The 17,709-nt window shown below is 68.6% G+C and carries 17 protein-coding genes; 7 read left to right on the forward strand and 10 right to left on the reverse strand.

Annotation, left to right across the window (positions count from 1 at the left end):
- Positions 1-103 precede the first annotated feature (103 nt).
- On the forward strand, positions 104-454 hold the full coding sequence (locus WMF36_RS13995; RefSeq protein ID WP_437580089.1) for a DUF1428 domain-containing protein: 351 nt from the start codon (positions 104-106) through the stop codon (positions 452-454).
- A 120-nt stretch (positions 455-574) separates the two neighbouring features.
- Here WMF36_RS13995 and WMF36_RS14000 read toward each other — a convergent pair whose 3' ends face one another.
- The 3 genes from WMF36_RS14000 to WMF36_RS14010 form a co-directional block, all read right to left on the reverse strand.
- On the reverse strand, positions 575-1,072 hold the full coding sequence (locus WMF36_RS14000; protein WP_437580090.1) for an N-acetyltransferase family protein: 498 nt from the start codon (positions 1,070-1,072) through the stop codon (positions 575-577).
- 52 nt (positions 1,073-1,124) lie between these two features.
- Positions 1,125-1,841, reverse strand: a complete 717-nt coding sequence (locus tag WMF36_RS14005; RefSeq protein ID WP_437580091.1) for a hypothetical protein — start codon at positions 1,839-1,841, stop codon at positions 1,125-1,127.
- 72 nt (positions 1,842-1,913) lie between these two features.
- Entirely contained in the window at positions 1,914-2,156 is a 243-nt protein-coding gene (locus tag WMF36_RS14010) for a hypothetical protein (protein ID WP_437580092.1), read from the reverse strand.
- Between the two features lie 370 nt (positions 2,157-2,526).
- Here WMF36_RS14010 and WMF36_RS14015 point away from each other — a divergent pair, with 370 nt between their 5' ends.
- A complete protein-coding gene (locus WMF36_RS14015) occupies positions 2,527-4,023 on the forward strand; it encodes a DUF1552 domain-containing protein (RefSeq protein WP_437581913.1) in 1,497 nt (498 codons plus the stop codon).
- A gap of 124 nt (positions 4,024-4,147) precedes the next feature.
- On the opposite strand, the gene WMF36_RS14020 is transcribed toward WMF36_RS14015, so the two are convergent.
- Entirely contained in the window at positions 4,148-4,975 is an 828-nt protein-coding gene (locus WMF36_RS14020; RefSeq protein ID WP_437580093.1) for a helix-turn-helix domain-containing protein, read from the reverse strand.
- 141 nt (positions 4,976-5,116) lie between these two features.
- On the opposite strand from WMF36_RS14020, the gene WMF36_RS14025 reads away from it, so the two are divergent.
- Entirely contained in the window at positions 5,117-6,202 is a 1,086-nt protein-coding gene (locus tag WMF36_RS14025; RefSeq protein WP_437580094.1) for an aldo/keto reductase, read from the forward strand.
- Positions 6,203-6,223: 21 nt separating this feature from the next.
- Here the strand turns inward: WMF36_RS14025 and WMF36_RS14030 are convergent, their stop codons facing one another.
- Together WMF36_RS14030 and WMF36_RS14035 are read right to left on the reverse strand one after the other, a co-directional pair.
- Entirely contained in the window at positions 6,224-8,644 is a 2,421-nt protein-coding gene (locus WMF36_RS14030; RefSeq protein ID WP_437580095.1) for an ATP-binding cassette domain-containing protein, read from the reverse strand.
- A 60-nt stretch (positions 8,645-8,704) separates the two neighbouring features.
- Complete coding sequence (locus WMF36_RS14035) at positions 8,705-9,034, reverse strand: ArsR/SmtB family transcription factor (protein WP_437580096.1); 330 nt, start codon at positions 9,032-9,034, stop codon at positions 8,705-8,707.
- A gap of 275 nt (positions 9,035-9,309) precedes the next feature.
- Here WMF36_RS14035 and WMF36_RS14040 point away from each other — a divergent pair, with 275 nt between their 5' ends.
- The 3 genes from WMF36_RS14040 (at position 9,310) to WMF36_RS14050 (ending at position 10,882) form a co-directional block, all read left to right on the forward strand.
- Positions 9,310-9,942, forward strand: coding sequence for a class I SAM-dependent methyltransferase (locus tag WMF36_RS14040; protein WP_437580097.1), 633 nt, complete (start codon positions 9,310-9,312; stop codon positions 9,940-9,942).
- Between the two features lie 204 nt (positions 9,943-10,146).
- Positions 10,147-10,554: a hypothetical protein gene (locus tag WMF36_RS14045; RefSeq protein ID WP_437580098.1), complete on the forward strand. Its 408-nt coding sequence runs from the start codon at positions 10,147-10,149 to the stop codon at positions 10,552-10,554.
- Between the two features lie 109 nt (positions 10,555-10,663).
- A complete protein-coding gene (locus tag WMF36_RS14050; protein WP_437580099.1) occupies positions 10,664-10,882 on the forward strand; it encodes a hypothetical protein in 219 nt (72 codons plus the stop codon).
- A gap of 73 nt (positions 10,883-10,955) precedes the next feature.
- Here WMF36_RS14050 and WMF36_RS14055 read toward each other — a convergent pair whose 3' ends face one another.
- From WMF36_RS14055 to WMF36_RS14065, 3 genes are all read right to left on the reverse strand, one after another.
- Positions 10,956-11,186 (reverse strand): type II toxin-antitoxin system RelE/ParE family toxin, encoded by a 231-nt coding sequence (locus tag WMF36_RS14055; RefSeq protein ID WP_437580100.1) that lies wholly within the window; start codon positions 11,184-11,186, stop codon positions 10,956-10,958.
- Complete coding sequence (locus WMF36_RS14060; RefSeq protein WP_437580101.1) at positions 11,177-11,359, reverse strand: hypothetical protein; 183 nt, start codon at positions 11,357-11,359, stop codon at positions 11,177-11,179. Before WMF36_RS14060 ends, WMF36_RS14055 begins: the two co-directional genes overlap by 10 nt.
- Before the next feature lie 970 nt (positions 11,360-12,329).
- Positions 12,330-13,847 carry a xylulokinase gene (locus tag WMF36_RS14065; RefSeq protein ID WP_437580102.1) on the reverse strand — a complete coding sequence of 506 codons (1,518 nt, stop codon included), beginning with the start codon at positions 13,845-13,847 and terminating at the stop codon, positions 12,330-12,332.
- A 234-nt stretch (positions 13,848-14,081) separates the two neighbouring features.
- On the opposite strand from WMF36_RS14065, the gene WMF36_RS14070 reads away from it, so the two are divergent.
- On the forward strand, positions 14,082-15,116 hold the full coding sequence (locus tag WMF36_RS14070) for a zinc-dependent alcohol dehydrogenase (RefSeq protein WP_437580103.1): 1,035 nt from the start codon (positions 14,082-14,084) through the stop codon (positions 15,114-15,116).
- 150 nt (positions 15,117-15,266) lie between these two features.
- Here WMF36_RS14070 and WMF36_RS14075 read toward each other — a convergent pair whose 3' ends face one another.
- On the reverse strand, positions 15,267-17,381 hold the full coding sequence (locus tag WMF36_RS14075; protein WP_437580104.1) for a PQQ-dependent sugar dehydrogenase: 2,115 nt from the start codon (positions 17,379-17,381) through the stop codon (positions 15,267-15,269).
- Positions 17,382-17,709: the final 328 nt, after the last annotated feature.

The following is a 17,709-nucleotide window of genomic DNA, read 5'->3' on the forward strand; positions in this document are numbered from 1 at the left end:
GGTGGGGCATCACCCCAGAACCTCGATCCGGTCGGCGCCCCCCGCCGGGCGGCTTCGAGGCGGCGGCCCGTCCGGAGCGGGCCAGAGCGAGAGGAGAACCACGATGAGCTACGTTGACGGTTTCGTTGTGCCCGTGCCCGCGGGCAAGAAGCAGGCTTATCGCGATCTGGCCGCGAAGGCCGCGGCGTTGTTCAAGGAGCACGGGGCGACGCGCGTCGTCGAGTGCTGGGGCGACGACGTGCCTGACGGCAAGATCACCGACTTCAAGGGCGCGGTGAAGGCGGAAGAGGGCGAGGTCGTCGTCTTCTCGTGGATCGTCTGGCCCTCGAAGGAGGCTCGCGACGAGGGTAACAAGAAGGTGATGGAGGACCCGCGCATGAAGATGGGCGATGACGTGCCCTTCGACGCAAAGCGCATGATCTTCGGCGGGTTCGACGTCCTCGTCGACATCTGACCTGGATCTGACCTGGGGCTGCTGGCCCCGAGCCCGGCCCCGCTCAGGCGGGCCCCTGACGAGCCGTGCCCGGGCAGGCCTCAGGCGCGCAACGAGACGCGAATGCCGCCCGCGGCGCGATCACAGCATCCGGCACATCCAGACACTGGGAATCTCGACGGAGAACCCTGCCTTCTGGTACGCGCGTCGCGCGGGCGCATGGCTCGGGTCCCCACCCGTACCCACCGTGGCGACCTTCATGCCGGCTTCCTTCATTCGACCGATCGAGAAGTCGTACATTCCGGTGCCGAGACCCTTGCCGGCGTGCGCCGGGTCGACTGCGTTCAACCCGATCTCTCCGACCTTCGTGTCGTGGTTGAGCTGCACGGAGACGAATCCAACGACGTCATCGGCGACCTCTGCCACGTACAGCTCCCAGGGTGACCCCGCTGTCAGCATGGAAGCCAGAAGACCCTCCTGAGCTTCGTCCCCGCGCGCCTGGGCCGCAGCATAGATCTCGTCGCCCAGGATCGAGCGGAACGACGCGAATACAGGAGCAAACGCCGCTCGACGTATCTCATCGAGGCGAGCAGCGTCCTCCGCTCTGGCCGGTCGAATCTTGAGTCCTGACGCTGTCATGTGACCTCCGCGAATTCGGGAGCATACCACGCCATCGTGAGTCGATGCGACCTCACGCCGAGAAGACCTCGTCCGTGCGCGCCTGCAATAGTGCGTGGGCTTCGTCGCGCAGCGGCTCTCCGTGCGCGCTGATCAGGTGCCGGAAGGGCAGCGCCAGCAGGCGGCGGAAGTCGTCGACATCCGGGTGGCACGCGAGTTGCCAGGTGGATGGGATGTTCGCGGCGCGGATCAGCCCTTGCTCCGCGAACAGCTCACCGCATTGGGGAGAGAAGAACTCATCGATGTGCGTCCAGTTCTGAACGGCGTCGCAGGTGATCAGGATCCCGCCTTCGTGGTGTAGCAGCACCGCCGCTTCGGGGAAACGTGCCGACGAAAAGACGAAGACCTCGCCGGTGCGTACTGGAAACGCTCCACCCGAGGCGAGCTCTCGATCGGGGCCTCGACCGTCGAGAGGCTCTGCACCAGGTAAGGTCCACAGCGTGGCGCCGTAGCGATCGCGATAAAATGGATCGTCGCGACCATGGAAGGCGCCGAGCCGGACCACATTTCGGACCTCTCCGAGGCCTTCCAGGTCGCGCAACCCTTCCTCCGTGAGCCGCACCGTGTTCAGCAGTGTCAGCGCGCCGTCCTCACGCACGACGACCATGGTCCGACTGGTCTGGATCCCGACGCCGTCATGCTGTGTCTTGTTCGTACCGATAACGAAGAAGATCTCGGGAAACGCGATCCGTAACCTGCCATGCGGCCAAGCAGGGATGTACTCGAACATCTGAAGCTCCTCCACTCTCTTTGGGACGATACGTTCCACGGTCGCTGCGGCCTGGGGAAAAGTCGCCTCGTCTTAGGTCTGCCGCTCCATGACCAATGCCCTCAGAGCCTGCCGCATCGGCTCACGCAACCCGTTCCAGATGAGCTGAAAATAGACCATCGCGTGCTCCTGGTCGAGCCGGCCGAGGGCAACGAGCGCCGCCTGTACCACGGTGAGCCCGTTCGGCCCCTTGCCATGCGCCACCGCCGAGAGCACCGCGAGCTCGGTCGCCGTCTCCGCGTCGGCCGGGTCGGTGATCTCGGGTACGCTGGTCACCGTGCATCGAGCTTGTTGGTTCGTTCTCGTGATCATTTCGACACGGACCGGGCATAGACCAGGCACAAGAGGTGCATACACATGCGAACGCCAAGGCACCTGTCGTACATCGGTGCAATAAGTTTCGCACCTCAGCACCTCTCTTCGCTGGCTGCACCGGCACCATCGCGGACAATGCCGAGGAGGGCGGACCTCTGAGTCCGTGAAACGTCATGAAAGCTGAGGAACGTCGAACATGAGCAAGGTGCTGAACCGAAGGATCTTCCTTCGTGGCATGGGCGGAGCCGTCCTGGCTGCGCCGTTCCTCAGCTCCGTGTGGGAGCGCACCGCAAGGGGCGACACCCCTGCACCTGGGAAGTCGCTTATCGTGATGTTCACGCACTATGGGTGCATCACGAACAACTGGTTTCCCGCGAAGACCCAGGGTGAGCTCACGGCTGCTGACCTCACGCCGACGAGCCTCGCGCCCCTCGCTCCCCATGCGAAGAAGCTCCTCATGCCGCGCGGCATCCGCTCGATGAACGAGTGGACCGTCAACAGGGTGCGTGGACAGGGGAACGACCCCCACACACAGACCGTAGGGTCGTTCTTCAGCTGCCAGCCGATCACCCCGAACAGCAACGACCCGTTCAGCTTCGACGGGGCGACGAAGTTCAAGGCAATGCCTGTCGGTCCTTCGCTGGATCACGTCATGGCCCAGCAGCTCAGCCCGCAAGGCGCTCCGTTGCTCTTGAACATGGCCGGCCAGAGTCAACACCCTCAGTCGGCGATCTCCTACTCCGCCGCCGAGGTCATGTACAACGGCCTCGACGCGTCGCAGGCCTTCAGCGGCCTCACGGGCCTCTTCCACACGGGGACGCCGATGAACCCGGACACCTACGCGGCGATTCGCGGCAAGAGCATCCTCGATCTCGTGAAGGATGATCTGCAGACGCTCGAGCGGTTCGACATGAGCAAGGCCGACAAGCAGAAGCTCGAAGCCTGGAAGGAGCTCCTCAGCTCGACAGGAGATGTGATGGTTCCCGCGCTGTGCAACGCGGAGCTCGCCGAGAGGCTCGGTGCGACGGCGGCGAACGCCTCCAGCGTGGAGGCGCCTGTCCCGGGCAGTGACGCCCTCACGACCAAGGTTTCCGGCGATCTGGATGGAGCGGATATCTATTCGGCCATCGCAGCGCTCGCGGCCGCCTGCAACGTCAACCCCGTGATCTTCTTGAAATATCCGGCAAATTACGTCTTCGCGGGGCTCGGCATCACCACGGAGTCGCACTCCCTCTCTCACCGCCTCGACAATGCAGGCATGCTAGGCGACTGCCTGCCCGACGCGATCAAGTGGCTCCTGCAGATTGACGCCTACTACGCGCAGAAGTTCGCGAACCTCGTCGGAATGCTCGACAGCATCCCCCAGGAGAACGGGACGACGGTCCTCGACGACAGCGCCGTCATCTGGTTCAGCGAAATGTCGGACGGCAACGCGCACAACCTCAACAACGCTCCGATCCTTCAAGCCGGTAGCGCCGGCGGTTACTTCAAGACCGGCCAGATCATCAACGTCGACCCCGCGTGGACCCCGACGAACGGCAACAGTATGGCGCAGTGCGCCGACGGTACGGGCGAGGCCAACGGCGTCACTCAGGCCACCGGAACCGATCCGAGCGTCGCCAACGCGCCGATCAACAAGTACTTCTGCAACATCATGAACGCCATGGGCGTGAAGGCGGGTGCGGATGGCTTCCCTGCGAAGGGTGGCTCCGCGGAAGTGACAAAGTTCGGCTATTCCGACAGGACGGAGGACTTCATCGGTGGCAAGGGCGCGGTCGCCGGCGCCACGATCCACGATCCGGGCGAGTTCACGGAGCTCAAAGCCTGAGCGCTCTCGGGGCGAGAGCCTGAACACTCGTGACGAGCTCGCGTCCAAAGACCACTCCGCATGCGCCTGGCGGCGGCGGTCCGACGTGCCGGTGGGATGCTCGTCCTCGCGGTCGCGCCATCGACTAGCGCGTGCGCTCGATCTCGGGGGTCGAGCGCCGCTTCATGAACGCGACCGGCGAGAGCCCCGCGAGCTCGCGGAACTCCCTGACCAGGTGCGGCTGATCGCAGTAGCCGCTCGCGAGGGCGACCTCCGACCACGACCCGCGGGCGACCTGCACGTTCGAGACGACGCGCTGGAAGCGGGTGATGCGCGCGTACTGCTTCGGCGAGACGCCGACGGTCGCCACGAAGGCGCGTCGCAGGTTCCGCGGGCTGACGTGGAGCGCGCTCGCCGCCTCTTCCACGGTGATCCCTCCGAGCGAGAGCTTCCGGACCGCGGCGCGCGCGACGGCCGCCGATGCGGGCTCGAACACGTCGGGACCGAGCATGCGGTCCTCGAGGGCGCGTTCGATCGCGTCCAGGCGAGCGCGCGTGGGGTCCAGCGTGACGCCGGCTCCGATCGCCACAAGCTGATCGAGCAGGGCGTCGGCGCGTCGGCCCCAGAGATCCCGCGCCGGGACGAGGCGATCGGCGAGCTCGTCCATCGGCACACCGAAGAAGGGGTACGCGCCGCCGGGTCGAAAAACCACCTGCACCGCGAGCAGGAAGCGCGACACGCGCTTGTACACGGCCCGCGTCTGAGGCCCGAGGACGACGAGGTCGGCGCGGTCGGCGTCGTGGAGGCGAAAAACCAGCGACGTCGTGCCATCGGGCAGCAGGTCGAGGCTCGTGACCGGCGGCGTTATGGCGCGAACGGCGACGACGAGATTGCGGAGCGCACGCGACGCCGGCGCGCCGACCTCCGGGGACGAGGCGCGCCGCGCGATGGCCTGTTCGATCGATCCCAGCACGATGCCATCGTGCGCTCGCCTCTGGCCGCCATCAACCCTCCCGGCCCCGTCCTGGCCGTTTCCTCCAAGATTGCACGCCGGCACGGGCGCACGGTGGGGTCCAGCAAGGGCTCTTCAGCCGGAGCCCCCAGGAGAACCACGATGAACCTCGACCACTACGTCACCCTCGGCCGCTCCGGGCTGCGCGTCAGCCCCCTGTGCCTCGGCGCCATGACCTTCGGCGAAGACCTCGGCTTCGGATCCAGCGTCAAGGAGTCCGAGGCGATCCTCGATCGCTTCATCGAGCGCGGCGGCAACTTCATCGACACCGCCAACTTCTACACCAAGGGCCACTCCGAGAAGATCATCGGCGACCACCTCGGCCGCCATCCGAGCAAGCGCGACCGGGCGGTGATCGCCACAAAGTTCACCGCCAACCTCTACCTCGGCGACCCCAACGGCGGCGGCGCCGGGAGGAAAGCCATCTTCGCGCAGTGCGAGCAGTCGCTGCGCCGCTTGCAGACCGACTACATCGACCTCTACTGGATGCACGTCTGGGACAAGAACACGCCCATCGAGGAGACCGTGCACGCCCTCCACGATCTCGTGGCGGCCGGCAAGGTCCGCTACGTCGGCGTCTCCGACACGCCGGCGTGGAAGGTGGCGCAGGCGCACGGTCTGGCGGGCTTCCGCGGGTGGGCGCAGTTCATCGCGCTGCAGATCGAGCACTCGCTCCTCGAGCGCACGGTGGAGGGGGAGCTCATCCCCATGGCGCGCGAGCTGGGCCTCGGCGTCACGCCCTGGTCGCCCCTCAAGAGCGGCGTGCTCTCCGGCAAGTACACGCGGGAGAACGCCGGCAAGCACAGGTCCGATCGCGGCCCCTTCGTGCTCTCCGCGCTCACCGACAAGGCGTACGAGATCGTCGACAAGCTCGTCGAGATCGCCAGGGATCTCGACACGACGCCGGCGCGCGTGGCGCTTGCCTGGGTGGTGGCCCGGCCGGGCGTCACCTCCACGATCATCGGCGCGCGCACGCTGGCGCAGCTCGACGACAACCTCAACTCCCTCGCGGTCAAGCTCGCGCCCGATCAGGTGGCCGCGCTCGACGCGCTCTCGGCGCCGGTGCTCGACTTCCCCGCCGGCTTCCTGCGCATGGCCGGCGCGTTCATGAACGGCGGCACGACGATCAACGGCGAGAGCGCGCCGGCGCTGCCGATGGTGCCGCAGAGCGAGAGCGAGCGGTACTGAGCACGTACGCACGCTGCGGCGCTAGGTGCGCCGCGTACTCCCGTTGCCTCGCGCCGGCGCCTTCTTGGGCTTGACGACGCCACCGACGAACGCCGCCAGGTGCTCGCCGGTCAGCGTCGACCTCGCCGCCACAAGGTCGGCCGGGGTGCCTTCGAACACGATCCGCCCGCCGTCGTGGCCCGCGCCCGGCCCGAGGTCGATGATCCAGTCGGCGTGCGCCATCACCGCCTGGTGGTGCTCGATCACGATGACCGACTTGCCGGAGTCGACAAGTCGGTCCAGCAGGCCGAGCAGCTGCTTGAGGTCGGCGAGGTGCAGCCCGGTGGTCGGCTCGTCGAGCACGTAAACGCCGCCGTCGGCGCCCATGTGCGTCGCGAGCTTGAGCCGCTGCCGCTCGCCACCCGACAGCGTGGGGAGCGGCTGGCCGAGCCGCAGGTAGCCGAGCCCCACGTCGGCCATGCGCTGCAGGATCGCGTGCGCGGCCGGCGTACGCGCCTCGCCGGCGCCGAAGAAGGCGACCGCGTCTTCGACGGGCAGGTCGAGCACCTCGGCGATGTGGAGCCCGCCGAGCCGGTACTCCAGCACCGACGCCTGGAATCGCCGGCCCTCGCACTCCTCGCAGACCGTGCTGACACCGGCCATCATCCCGAGGTCGGTGTAGATCACCCCGGCGCCGTTGCAGGTCGGACAGGCGCCCTCCGAGTTGGCGCTGAACAGGGCGGGCTTCACGCCGTTGGCCTTCGCGAACGCCTTGCGGATCGGCTCCAGCAGATCGGTGTACGTCGCCGGGTTGCTTCGCCGCGAGCCGTGGATCGCGCTCTGGTCGATCGACACGACCCCGTCTCGACCCGACACCGAGCCGTGGATGAGGGAGCTCTTGCCCGACCCCGCCACGCCGGTCACCACCACCAGCACGCCGAGCGGGATGTCGACGTCGACGTTCTTCAGGTTGTGCCTGCGGGCGCCCCGCACCTTCAGCACACCCGACGGCTTCCGCACCGACGGCTTCAGGGAGGCCCCGTCGCTCAGGTGACGCCCGGTGAGCGTGCCGCTCGCCCGCAGCCCGTCGACGGTGCCCTCGAAGACCACCTTGCCGCCCGCGGTGCCGGCGCCGGGGCCGAGGTCGACGACGTGGTCGGCGATCACGATCGTCTCCGGCTTGTGCTCGACCACGAGGACGGTGTTGCCCTTGTCGCGCAGCCGCAGCAAAAGGTCGTTCATCCGCTGGATGTCATGCGGGTGCAGCCCGATCGTCGGCTCGTCGAAGACATAGGTCACGTCGGTGAGCGACGACCCGAGGTGGCGGATCATCTTCGTGCGCTGCGCCTCACCGCCCGAGAGCGTGCCGGACGGCCGATCGAGGCTGAGGTAGCCGAGCCCGATCTCCACGAACGACTCGAGCGTGTGGCGCAGCGCCCCGAGGAGCGGCGCGACGGACGGCTGCTCCAGACCGCGCGCCCACTCGGCCAGGTCGCTGATCTGCATCGCGCAGACATCGGCGATGTTCTTGCCCTTGATCTTGGAGGACCGGGCGGCCTCGCCGAGCCGGGTGCCGCCGCACTCGGGACAGGTGGTGAACGTGACCGCCCGCTCCACGAAGGCGCGGATGTGCGGCTGCAGCGAGTCGACGTCCTTGGACAGGAACGACTTCTGGATCCTCGGGATCAGACCCTCGTACGTCAGGTTGATGTTGTCGACCTTGATCTTCGTCGGCTCCTTGTGGAGCAGGTCGTGCAGTTCCTTCTTGGTGAACTTGCGGATCGGCTTGTCCGGATCGAAGAAGCCGCAGCCGTTGAAGATGCGGCCGTACCAGCCGTCGATGCTGAAGCCGGGGATCGTGAGCGCACCCCCGTTGAGCGACTTGCTGTCGTCGTACAGCTGAGACAGGTCGATGTCGTTGACCGAGCCCCGGCCCTCGCAGCGAGGACACATGCCGCCGGCGCGGGTGAATGTCTGTTTCACGGCCTTGCTGCCGGCGCCGCGTTCGACCGTGATCTCGCCGCTCGCCCGGACCGAGGGGACGTTGAAGGAGTACGCGTTGGGCGAGCCGATGTGCGGCTTGCCGAGGCGGCTGAAGAGGATGCGCAGCATGGCGTTGGCGTCGGTGGCGGTGCCGACCGTGGAGCGGGGGTCGGCGCCCATCCGCTCCTGGTCGACGATGATCGCGGTCGTCAGCCCGTCCAGCACGTCGACCTCGGGCCGGGCCAGCGTCGGCATGAATCCCTGCACGAACGCGCTGTAGGTCTCGTTGATCAGCCGCTGCGACTCCGCCGCGATGGTGCTGAACACAAGCGACGATTTGCCCGATCCCGAGACGCCGGTGAACACGGTCAGCCGCCGCTTGGGGATCTCGACGCTGACGTCCTTCAGGTTGTTCTCCCGGGCGCCCTGGATGCGGATCAGGTCGTGGCTGTCTGCGGAGTGCTGGTTCTGGGAGGTCATGTTCGTCATCATGTCATCGAGCATCGACGGTTTGCGCTTGTGCGGTCCTGTCCGTGGGAGTCATTCGTCCATTTTCTCCAGCAGTTGTTCAAGGCGATCGACGTGCTCGGTCCAGAAGGCCCGGTAGTGCGCGATCCAGTCGATGAGCGGCTTCATCCCGCGCGGCTCCACCCGGTAGTAGACACAGCGCCCCTCGCGCCGGCCGTTCACCAGGCCGGCGTCCTTCAGCGTGGCGAGGTGCTGCGAGACCGCCGGCTGCGAGATGTTGAAGCGCGCCGTGAGCTCCTTCACGGCCGCTTCGCCACGCGTGAGCGACTCGAAGATCGCCCTGCGGCTGGGGTCCGCCAGCGCCTGAAAGATCTTGTCCTCGGCCACGGCCGCGCTCTGCATCCCTTACGTATAAGCTGTCGCTTATTGGTTGTCAAGCGCGCGCATCGGGCTGCTCGGCTCGAAGGTTCACTCGTCGCTGTGTCCCTTTTGGACGGGACGCTCTCCTTCAATCGTGTCGTCGAGCTGCCGCGCGCCGAGCTTCCTGTTGAGAGAGCGTCGCCTTTTCAGGAGAGCGGTGGTTCGCATAGAAAAGGTACTGTCGACCCGGGGCAGGTCCCGCGATTGGGGCTTGACGTTTCCGAGACGTTTGGATTTCCTCCCCCCAAGGAGCCAATATGACCGCCGACCCCGCCTTCTGGAACAACCTCGCCGAGAAGTACTCGCGCCAGCCTCTCGCGGACCCTGACTCGTTCGAGCGCAAGATCGCCGTCACCACCTCCCGGATGACCTCACGCGACGTGGTCCTCGACATCGGCTGCGGAACGGGGTCGTTGGCATTGCGCCTGGCCCCGTCTGCCGCCCACATCCACGGGCTGGACCTGTCCAGCGAGATGATACGAATCGCCAACGGCAAGGCCCGTGCCCAGCAGATCGACAACGTCACCTTCCACACCGGTCCCTTCGACGACAGCTTCACGGCCTTCGAAGCCGAGAGTCTCGACGGCATCTGCGCGTACAGCCTGCTGCATCTGGTCGATGACCTCCCCGCCGCATTGGGCCGCATCTATCGACTGCTCAAGCCCGGGGGGTTCTTCATCTCGTCCACGGTCTGCCTGGGCGAGTCGTGGGTTCCCTACGGTCCGATCCTGCAGGTGATGCGCTGGTTCGGGAAGGCCCCGCCGGTGAAGATCTTGCCCAAGGCAGCGCTCGAGAACGAGCTGCGTCGGACCGGCTTCATCGACCTTTTGCAGCCCGACGTCGGGGCCAAGCCGATCATCGCGTTCATCGTCGCCGCAAAGCCTCGATAGCTCGGCGAGCGTGCGCGCGGCCGTGCAGCGCGGGGGCGGGCGGCCCGACCCCGGTGGAGCTGCGGCGCCCCTCGGGGCTCCAGCGCGCCTCCACCTCGCGCGGGTCGGCCGCGTGTGATGCCGCGTACCCGCGCGGCGCGGGCTCCCGATCGCGCGCCGCCGCTCGGCTCGGAAGGGGATTCACGCTAGCATGTCGCAAGGCTCATGCCCGAGGTCCTGCGCAACGCTCATTTCATCGTGGCCGTCGATCGCATCGCGAAGATCGTGAGGGTCACGCGGACCGCCGAGCCATTCGATTCCATCGAGCAGATCGAGCAGGAGTGTCTGGAGATCACCGCGACGCTCGCGCCGGTCGACCGGAGCGCGATGTCGCTGCTCCTGGACATCCGGGCGGCCCCGGGGCGAAACGATCCCAGGTTCGAAGACGCAACGCTGCAGCTGCGGACCGCGGCCGTGCGCGGCTTCGGGTGCGTGGCCGTCCTCGTGGGGACGCCCGCCGGTGCGCTGCAGGTCCGGCGCCATAGCCGCGAGGACGGCATCGATCGCCTGATCAGCGACAACGAGGGCGAGCTGCTCGCCTACCTCGCCGCCGTGCCCTCGCGCCACCGCTGATCGCGGTCTCGGCGGTCGCGGGCCTCATCTCGCGCTCCGTCACGACGGGCGCAACGCTGGAGTCCATCTTTCCACGGGATACAGAGCGCGGCATGCCTATACTCGCGCCGTGCCGACCGCCGAGGAGATCACGAAGCATCAGTACCAGGCGTCGATCTCCGCGATCATGTCGAGAACGCCGTTCTTGCATGTCCCGCCCACCGCGAACGACCCGTTCCGGTGCGAGAGGCCGTGGTGGTCGGCGTCGTGCGCTACCGTCGTCCAGCAGACCGACGTGCTGCGCGCCGCCCTGGATATGGCCGCCACCTCGTTCGGCACAGGTAGGTGACGACTATTCCTTCTCGATCTCATCCAGCCGCAGGCGCCGGTGTCCCTCGAACACCGTCAAGATCCGGATGTCGTCAACCGGCGACGCGGTAGATGATTCGATAGGACCTCAGGAAGACCTCGCGGACGTCGTCGCGCCCGAGCTCCGGCACAACGCGCCCCCCGAACGGCGTCATCGCGGCGAGCTCCGCCTGCTCAACGAGGCGCGCGGTCCAGCGCTCAGCAGCCTTCCGATCATCGCGCGCAATGAAGCGAAAGATGTCAACCAGATCGTCGCGTGATCGTTCCGTCCAGACTACGGCCACACGATCGGCCCAACCGCGCGCTCCAGCGAGTCCATGAGCGCCTTCGTGTCCATCACCCGGCCCGCGGCGTCGTCGGCCAGCCCCTGTGCAGCGGCACGAAGCAGGCGCACGCGGTCGTCCTCGTCGGGACGTGAGGGATCGGCCTGATCGCTCGTCGGGATGATGGGCTCCACGAGGGACAGGGTAGCGCGCAGGCCCCTGCATGAGCAAGCGGCGACCCGCAGCACATCCGGCCACGCGCCTGCTGCGGCGAGTGACCGGCCCCCCCGCCGCCACGCTCGTCGACGTACCGACCGCCCCGGAGGCCACGCTCGTCGACCTGGTGCTCGGCACCGGCGCGGCCTCGCGCGTGCTCGGCATGCGCCGCCTGCTGGAGCTCGGGCGCCTGATGCCCTACGCGCTCGCGCAGCGGACCGAGCTCGCGCTCCACGACGCGCAGCGGCTGCCCGCCGCCCTCGAGCTCGGCCGGCGCGTCGACGCCGCGCGCTCGCGCCGCACAAGGCGCCTGCGCTCGCCGCGCGACATCGCCCGCTTCTTCGAATCCATGCTCGCACGGCTCGTGTACGAGGAGCAGCTCTGGATTGACGGCGCTCGACGTCCACCACGGCGAGTGCAGCGTCCGCATGCTCTCCCGCGGCGGCCTCGGCGCTACCGTGGTCCAGCAGAGCGAGGCCGTCAGTCGCCACTGACGAGCTGCGCCATGACCTTCACCAGCTTGGGGGAGCCGTGCCCATGGAAGCGGAGGTGCTCCACGATCGTCCGGTGCCTGCTCCCCGGGCCTGGACGCGTCTCGGGCTCTCGAGGTTCAGGCGCCGGGGTCGCCCCGTGGCGGTCGTCGTGTCCCGGGAGGAGTTCGCGCGGCTGCGCTCGGATCGGCCCCGCTTCGGCGGCGCGCACCGCGCGTTCCTGAAGAGGTTCCCCCTTGACGAGGTGGGCCTCGATCGCGAATTCGCCGCGTCTCTTGAAGCCGTCAGATCGGAAGATGCTCGTGCAGGCCACGCTCGTCACGCGTGAGCAGGAAATGGGCTGCGACACCGCCGGCTTTCACGGAACCTGGGTTCCCGCCAGCTGATCCTGTCACTCGTCCGTCGACGGGCGAACAACAAAGACGCCGGGGGCTGCGCAGAGCGGGAGGGGCCGCGCCTACTCCCTGGTGAAACCCGACAGGCGGCGCATCAGCCCGGAGAGCTGGGGATACATGTCCCTGTAGATCTCCAGCAGCGCCGCGTAGCGCCGCCGGCGCTCGGGCTCGGGCTGGAAGGTCGCTGTGGCGGCCCCGCGCATCGCCTTCGCGGCCGCCTCGATGCTCCCGGCCAGGCCGGCGCCCGCGGCCGCGCACATGGCGGCGCCCAGGCAGGCCGCCTCGACCGTGTCGGACCGCTCGACGACGACGCCCGTCGCGTCGGCCATGACGGCGCACCAGAGGTCGCTGGCGGCCACGCCCCCGACCGCGGCGAACTCGGCGACCTCGATCCCCGCCGCGCCTCGCATCCGATCGAGCACCAGCGCCTGCTCCAGCGCCACGCCCTCGATCAGCGCGCGGTAGACGTGCCCGCGCCCGTGCGCCTCCGTCAGGCCCAGGATCGCGCCGCGGGCGTCGGGGTCCCAGTGGGGGTTCATCGCGCCTTCCCAGTAGGGCAAGAGCAGCAGGCCGTCGCTGCCGGGCGGCAGCGACGCCGCCTCCGCCTCGATCGCGCCCATCGCGGCCTCATCGCGCGGATCGACGCCCAGGAGGCGGCGCAGGAACCAGTCCGAGAGCAGGGCCCCGCTGCGCAGGCTGCTCTCCAGCACGTAGCCGCGGCCGGAGGCGCAGGTCATGGTGCGCCACGCCGGGTCCTGCCGCGGCTCCGGGCAGAAGACGCCGAAGACCACGGCCGTGCCGAGGTTCAGGTAGGCGCGCCGCGGATCCAGGGCATCGACGCCGAGCCCGGCCACCTGGCCATCGCCGCCGCCGGCCAGCACCGGCGTGCCCGCGCGCAGCCCGGTGGCCGCCGCGGCGGCCGCCGACACCGCGCCGAGCAGCGCGCCGGGGGGGAACACCTCGGGCAGCCGGTCGGCCGTGATGCCGACGGCGCCGCAGAGCTCGTCCGACCAGCGGTGCGCGCCGATGTCGAAGAGCGCGAGCGGGTCGGCGCTCGCCCAGCTGGTGCGGGCGCGCCCGGTCAAGGCCTGCACGAGATAGGCCTGCACGTCGCAGAAGAGGGCGGTGCGGCGGTGGATCTCCGGCTCCTCCTCGGCCAGCCAGGCGATCTTGGGCAGCGCCGGGCCGAAATCCGCGGCCTTCCCGGACAGCGCCCTCAGCCGGCCTTCCCCGATGCGGCGGACCAGGGAGCCGAGGTGCCCCCGCGCGCGCCCGTCCAGCCACAGCATGGCGGGGCGGAGCGGCTCGCCGTCAGGACCGAGGCAGGCGAAGGTCTCGCGCTGGTGCGCGATGGCGAGCCCCGCGATGCGGCCCGGGTCCACCGCGGCGGTGACCTCGGCGAGCGCCGCGCACAGGGCGCCCCACCACGCCCGGGGATCCTGCTCGAACCGGTCGGGCGCCGGACGCTCCAGCGAGAGCGGCGCCCGGCCGGCGGCCTGCAAGCGCCCCCCGGCGTCGAAGACGGCCGCCTTGGCGGCGGTGGTGCTCAGGTCGATTCCGAGGACGAGGTCGGCTGGCATGGCGAATCGGCCCCTCAATCCCCGCCGCCCGCAGCCGGATCGCCGCGGCGCTCGTCGATCCCGGCCAGGCGCACCGCCGTCATCAGCGCTCTCCCGCGCTCAGGCCATCAGCAACCCGGAACGTGTGTTGACAATCGATCACCGAGGCAGATTACATGCGGAGCCGCGCCGGCACAATTGTCCGCCTCGGCGCGGCCGGGGTACCGGCGGGCTTGCGAAAGGGAGAGTGAATCGGTGCGCGCAACGTTCATTCACGGCATCCGCGACGTCCGGCTCGGCGAGGTAGAACCGCCGCAGCCGCGCGAGGGCATGGTGACAATCCAGGTCGCGGGCTGCGGGATCTGCGGCAGCGACCTGCACTACTACCTGGAGGGCGGGATCGGCCCGGCGAGGATCCACCACGCGTTCGTGCCGGGGCACGAGCTCGCCGGCTGGGTCCTCCAGGACACCCCGGAGCTGGGCCTGTCCAGGGGGCAGCTCGTCGCCGTCGACCCCGCGCACGCCTGTGGGCGCTGCGAGTGGTGCCAGCGAGGTCACGTGAACCTCTGCCCCTTCGTGGAGTTCCTGGGCGCGCCGCCGCTGCATGGCGGCATGGCGGAACGGGTGGTGGTGCATCCCGACCAGGTCGTGCCCGTCCCGCGCGGCTTCTCGGTGCGCCGGGCCGTGATGCTGGAGCCGCTGGGCGTCGCGGTCCACGCCATGGACCTGGCGCGGCCCCGCCTGCAGGAGACGGTGGTGGTGCTGGGCTGCGGGCCGATCGGCCTGTGCCTTGTCCAGCTCGCGCGCCTCTCGGGCGCCGACCGCGTCTTCGCCGTCGACCCCGTCGCCTACCGGGCGGAGGCCGCGCGCCGGCTGGGCGCGCACGACGCGGCGCCCACGTTCGAGGCCGTCGCGGAGTGGACGGGCGGCCGGGGCGTCGATCTCGTGCTCGAGGCGACGAACTCGCCCGACGGCTTCCACCACGCGGCCGAGTCCGCGCGCATCGGCGGGCGGATCCTGCTGGCGGGCATCCCCGACGGGGATCGCTATTCGCTGCCGGCGGCGCTGTGCCGTCGCAAGGGGCTGAAGATCAAGTTCTCCCGGCGCATGGGGCATGTGTACCCGCGGGCCATCCGCCTTGTCGCCGAGGGGGCGGTGGACGTCGATTCCATCGTCACCCACCGCTTTGACCTGTCAAACGCCGAGAAGGGCTTCCGCCTGCAGGCGGAATGCCAGGACGGGGCGCTGAAGTCGATCATCGTCCCGGAGGACGGGGACGCGCCGTTCTGATCCAGATCGACGGCAACTCCACGCATCGAGGCGGCCGCCTTCGCTCGACAGCCCGCGGGATCTCGCCCAGACAGAGCGTTTGCTCGATCGCGCGCGGACGACCGCACGCCGCTTTCGGTCGAGCAAACGCCTGTCCGGTGGACGCCGCCCTCAGTCGCCCAGGATGACGCGGAAGATCTGCTCGTTGCTGTTGTTGGGTACGCTGTCCGTGCCCCCGGTGTTGGTCGTGGTCAGCCAGAGGTCGCCGTCGAGGGTGGGCTCGACGGTGCGGAGGCGACCGTAGGTGCCCACGAACAGCTGCTGCACGCCGGTGAGGCTGCTCCCGCTGATGACCGCGCGGTACATCCGTGTCCCCCGCTGGCATGCGGCGTAGAAGACGTCGTTCACGATCGCGATCCCGCTGCACGACCCCTCCGCGGTCCTGTACGTGAGCTTGGGCGCGATGTAGCCCGACGTGCCGCAGCCGCTGCCGCCTTGCGAGGTCGTGCCCTCGCAGTTCGGCCAGCCGTAGTTCCCGCCTCTCTGGATGAGGTTGGTCTCATCCATCACGGTGTTGCCGAACTCCTGCTCCCAGAGCCGACCCTGGGAATCGAACGCAAGCCCCTGCGGATTCCGGTGGCCATAGCTCCACACGTAGTTCCCGAACGGGTTGTCCGACGGGACCCTGCCGTCGGGCTCGATCCGCAGGATCTTGCCGCTGAGGCTGCTGGTGTCCTGCGCGAGGTTCGCGTTCTGCGCGTCACCCGTCGAAGCGTAGAGCTTGCCGTCCGGCCCCCACCGCAGCCGGCCGCCGTTATGGTACTTGTTGCGGAGGATGCCCGAGACCAGCACCTGCTCGGTCGACGTGTCGAGCCGGTTGCCGATGACCTTGATCCGCACGATCCGGTTGTCCGTGGACGAGGTGTGCATGATGTACAGCCAGCGGTCGCTCTCGAACGTCGGCGCGATGGCCAGCCCCATCAGGCCCCCTTCGCCGTCCGTGCCCGCGACGTTCGGCACCGTGCCGATCGAGGTCTTCACACCGGTGCTCGGGTCGAGGTGGACGATGTCGTCCGCGTCCCTCCGGCTGTAGAGGACCGTGCCGTCCGGCAGCGAGACAAGGCCCCAGGGGAGGTCGTTGTCCGTGGCGACCTGGACGACCTCGCAGACCGCCGTGCTGCAGGCCGACCCCGTGGTCACCGAGATCGAGCCGCTCGCAGGCGACGCGTTGCTCTGCGCGTCGCGCGCGACCACGTGGTACGTGTAGGCCGTCGCCGCCGAGAGCCCGCTGTCGACAAAGGACCTCGCAGGGGGGCTCGAGGCCGTGCCGGGGACCGTGCCGACCTTGGCGCCGTTGCGGTGGACGTCGTAGGCCGTGACCGCGACGTTGTCGGTCGACGCAGCCCACTGGAGCGTCACGCTGGTTCCAGAGGCGCTGCCGGTCAGGTTCGTCGGAGCGGTCGGCGGTTGATTGTCGGCCTCGCAGTGCGGCGTGGCGAGCCGCAGCGTCTCGCTCGCCTGGGAGACGTTCCCCGCGGCGTCGCGCGCGTTGACGTAGACCCCCCAGCTCACGCCCGGCATCACGGTGAGGCTCGTCGACAGCGTGGAGCCGCTCACCGACGTCATCTGCTGGCCGTCGTGGTAGATGTCGTAGGAAGCGACACCGACGTTGTCCGTCGACGCCGCCCATGACAGCGTCGCCGAGCTGCACGTCACGTTGCTGGCGCTCACGCCCGAAGGGGGCGTCGGCGCCTGGGTGTCCGCTCCTGCGGGCGACGACCATTGCTGATTCGTCTGGCCGTTGCAGGTCCACAGCTGCACGGCGGTGCCGTTGGTCGTCCGCCGGCCCTCGACGTCCAGGCACAACCCGGACTGCTGGTGGACGATGGCGCCGGCCGAGCTCATCGTCCATTGCTGGCGGGCCTGGCCGTTGCAATTGCCGATCACCGCCTTGGTCCCCGGGCTGGTCCGACCGTTCTGCGCCTCGACGCAACGGGTGCCACCGTAGACCTGGAGCTCACCGGCGGATGTAAAGTTGAATCCCTGGTTGTCCTGTCCATTGCAGGTGTAGATCTGCAAAACGGCTCCGGGCGTGGTGCTCCTTCCCTTCACGTCCAGGCAGCGCCCGGACGCGGCGCCGATCAACGGGGCGCCCGTCACGAGCGGCACCTCGTCGGTGCTGAGCGCCTCCACGCCGTCGCTGGATCCGTCGATGCAGCCGGCAGGGAAGAGCGCCACCGTGGCCACTCCGGTTATCCAGTACCGTGATCGCACATGTCTCTTCATGATCGTCCCATCCATGTTGGCAGTCCGCTGTGCTCGCCGAACGGTCATCTCCAGACGAGGCCAAAGCGACGTCCTGGAATCGATCTCGTAGGGCCTCGTCCGACCTGGCTCGCGACGGAATTTGACAATCGACGGTGATCGCGCGGCTACGACGATGAAGCCTGCTTCTCCTACCATGCTCGACCCTGCGCGCAACGGGTTTTCGGTTGCTCGATTACACGAAGCCGTCCGCGATGCACTCTCAGCACCTTGTTTCGCTCCGACGGCGTCCGGCGGTGGTGTTATGGCGCTCCAGCGCTTGTTTTCTTCCGACGCGGGTTGGTCGGCG

Source organism: Sorangium sp. So ce887, assembly GCF_051521455.1.
Lineage (GTDB): Bacteria > Myxococcota_A > Polyangia > Polyangiales > Polyangiaceae > Sorangium.

Excerpts from the sequence above, each read along its gene's own strand:
- WMF36_RS13995 (WP_437580089.1), top strand. The coding sequence starts at position 104 with ATGAGCTACGTTGACGGTTTCGTTGTGCCCGTGCCCGCGGGCAAGAAG.
- WMF36_RS14000 (WP_437580090.1), bottom strand. The coding sequence starts at position 1,072 with ATGACAGCGTCAGGACTCAAGATTCGACCGGCCAGAGCGGAGGACGCT.
- WMF36_RS14005 (WP_437580091.1), bottom strand. The coding sequence starts at position 1,841 with ATGTTCGAGTACATCCCTGCTTGGCCGCATGGCAGGTTACGGATCGCG.
- WMF36_RS14015 (WP_437581913.1), top strand. The coding sequence starts at position 2,527 with ATGTTCACGCACTATGGGTGCATCACGAACAACTGGTTTCCCGCGAAG.
- WMF36_RS14025 (WP_437580094.1), top strand. The coding sequence starts at position 5,117 with ATGAACCTCGACCACTACGTCACCCTCGGCCGCTCCGGGCTGCGCGTC.
- WMF36_RS14030 (WP_437580095.1), bottom strand. The coding sequence starts at position 8,644 with ATGACCTCCCAGAACCAGCACTCCGCAGACAGCCACGACCTGATCCGC.
- WMF36_RS14035 (WP_437580096.1), bottom strand. The coding sequence starts at position 9,034 with ATGCAGAGCGCGGCCGTGGCCGAGGACAAGATCTTTCAGGCGCTGGCG.
- WMF36_RS14040 (WP_437580097.1), top strand. The coding sequence starts at position 9,310 with ATGACCGCCGACCCCGCCTTCTGGAACAACCTCGCCGAGAAGTACTCG.
- WMF36_RS14045 (WP_437580098.1), top strand. The coding sequence starts at position 10,147 with ATGCCCGAGGTCCTGCGCAACGCTCATTTCATCGTGGCCGTCGATCGC.
- WMF36_RS14065 (WP_437580102.1), bottom strand. The coding sequence starts at position 13,847 with ATGCCAGCCGACCTCGTCCTCGGAATCGACCTGAGCACCACCGCCGCC.
- WMF36_RS14075 (WP_437580104.1), bottom strand. The coding sequence starts at position 17,381 with ATGAAGAGACATGTGCGATCACGGTACTGGATAACCGGAGTGGCCACG.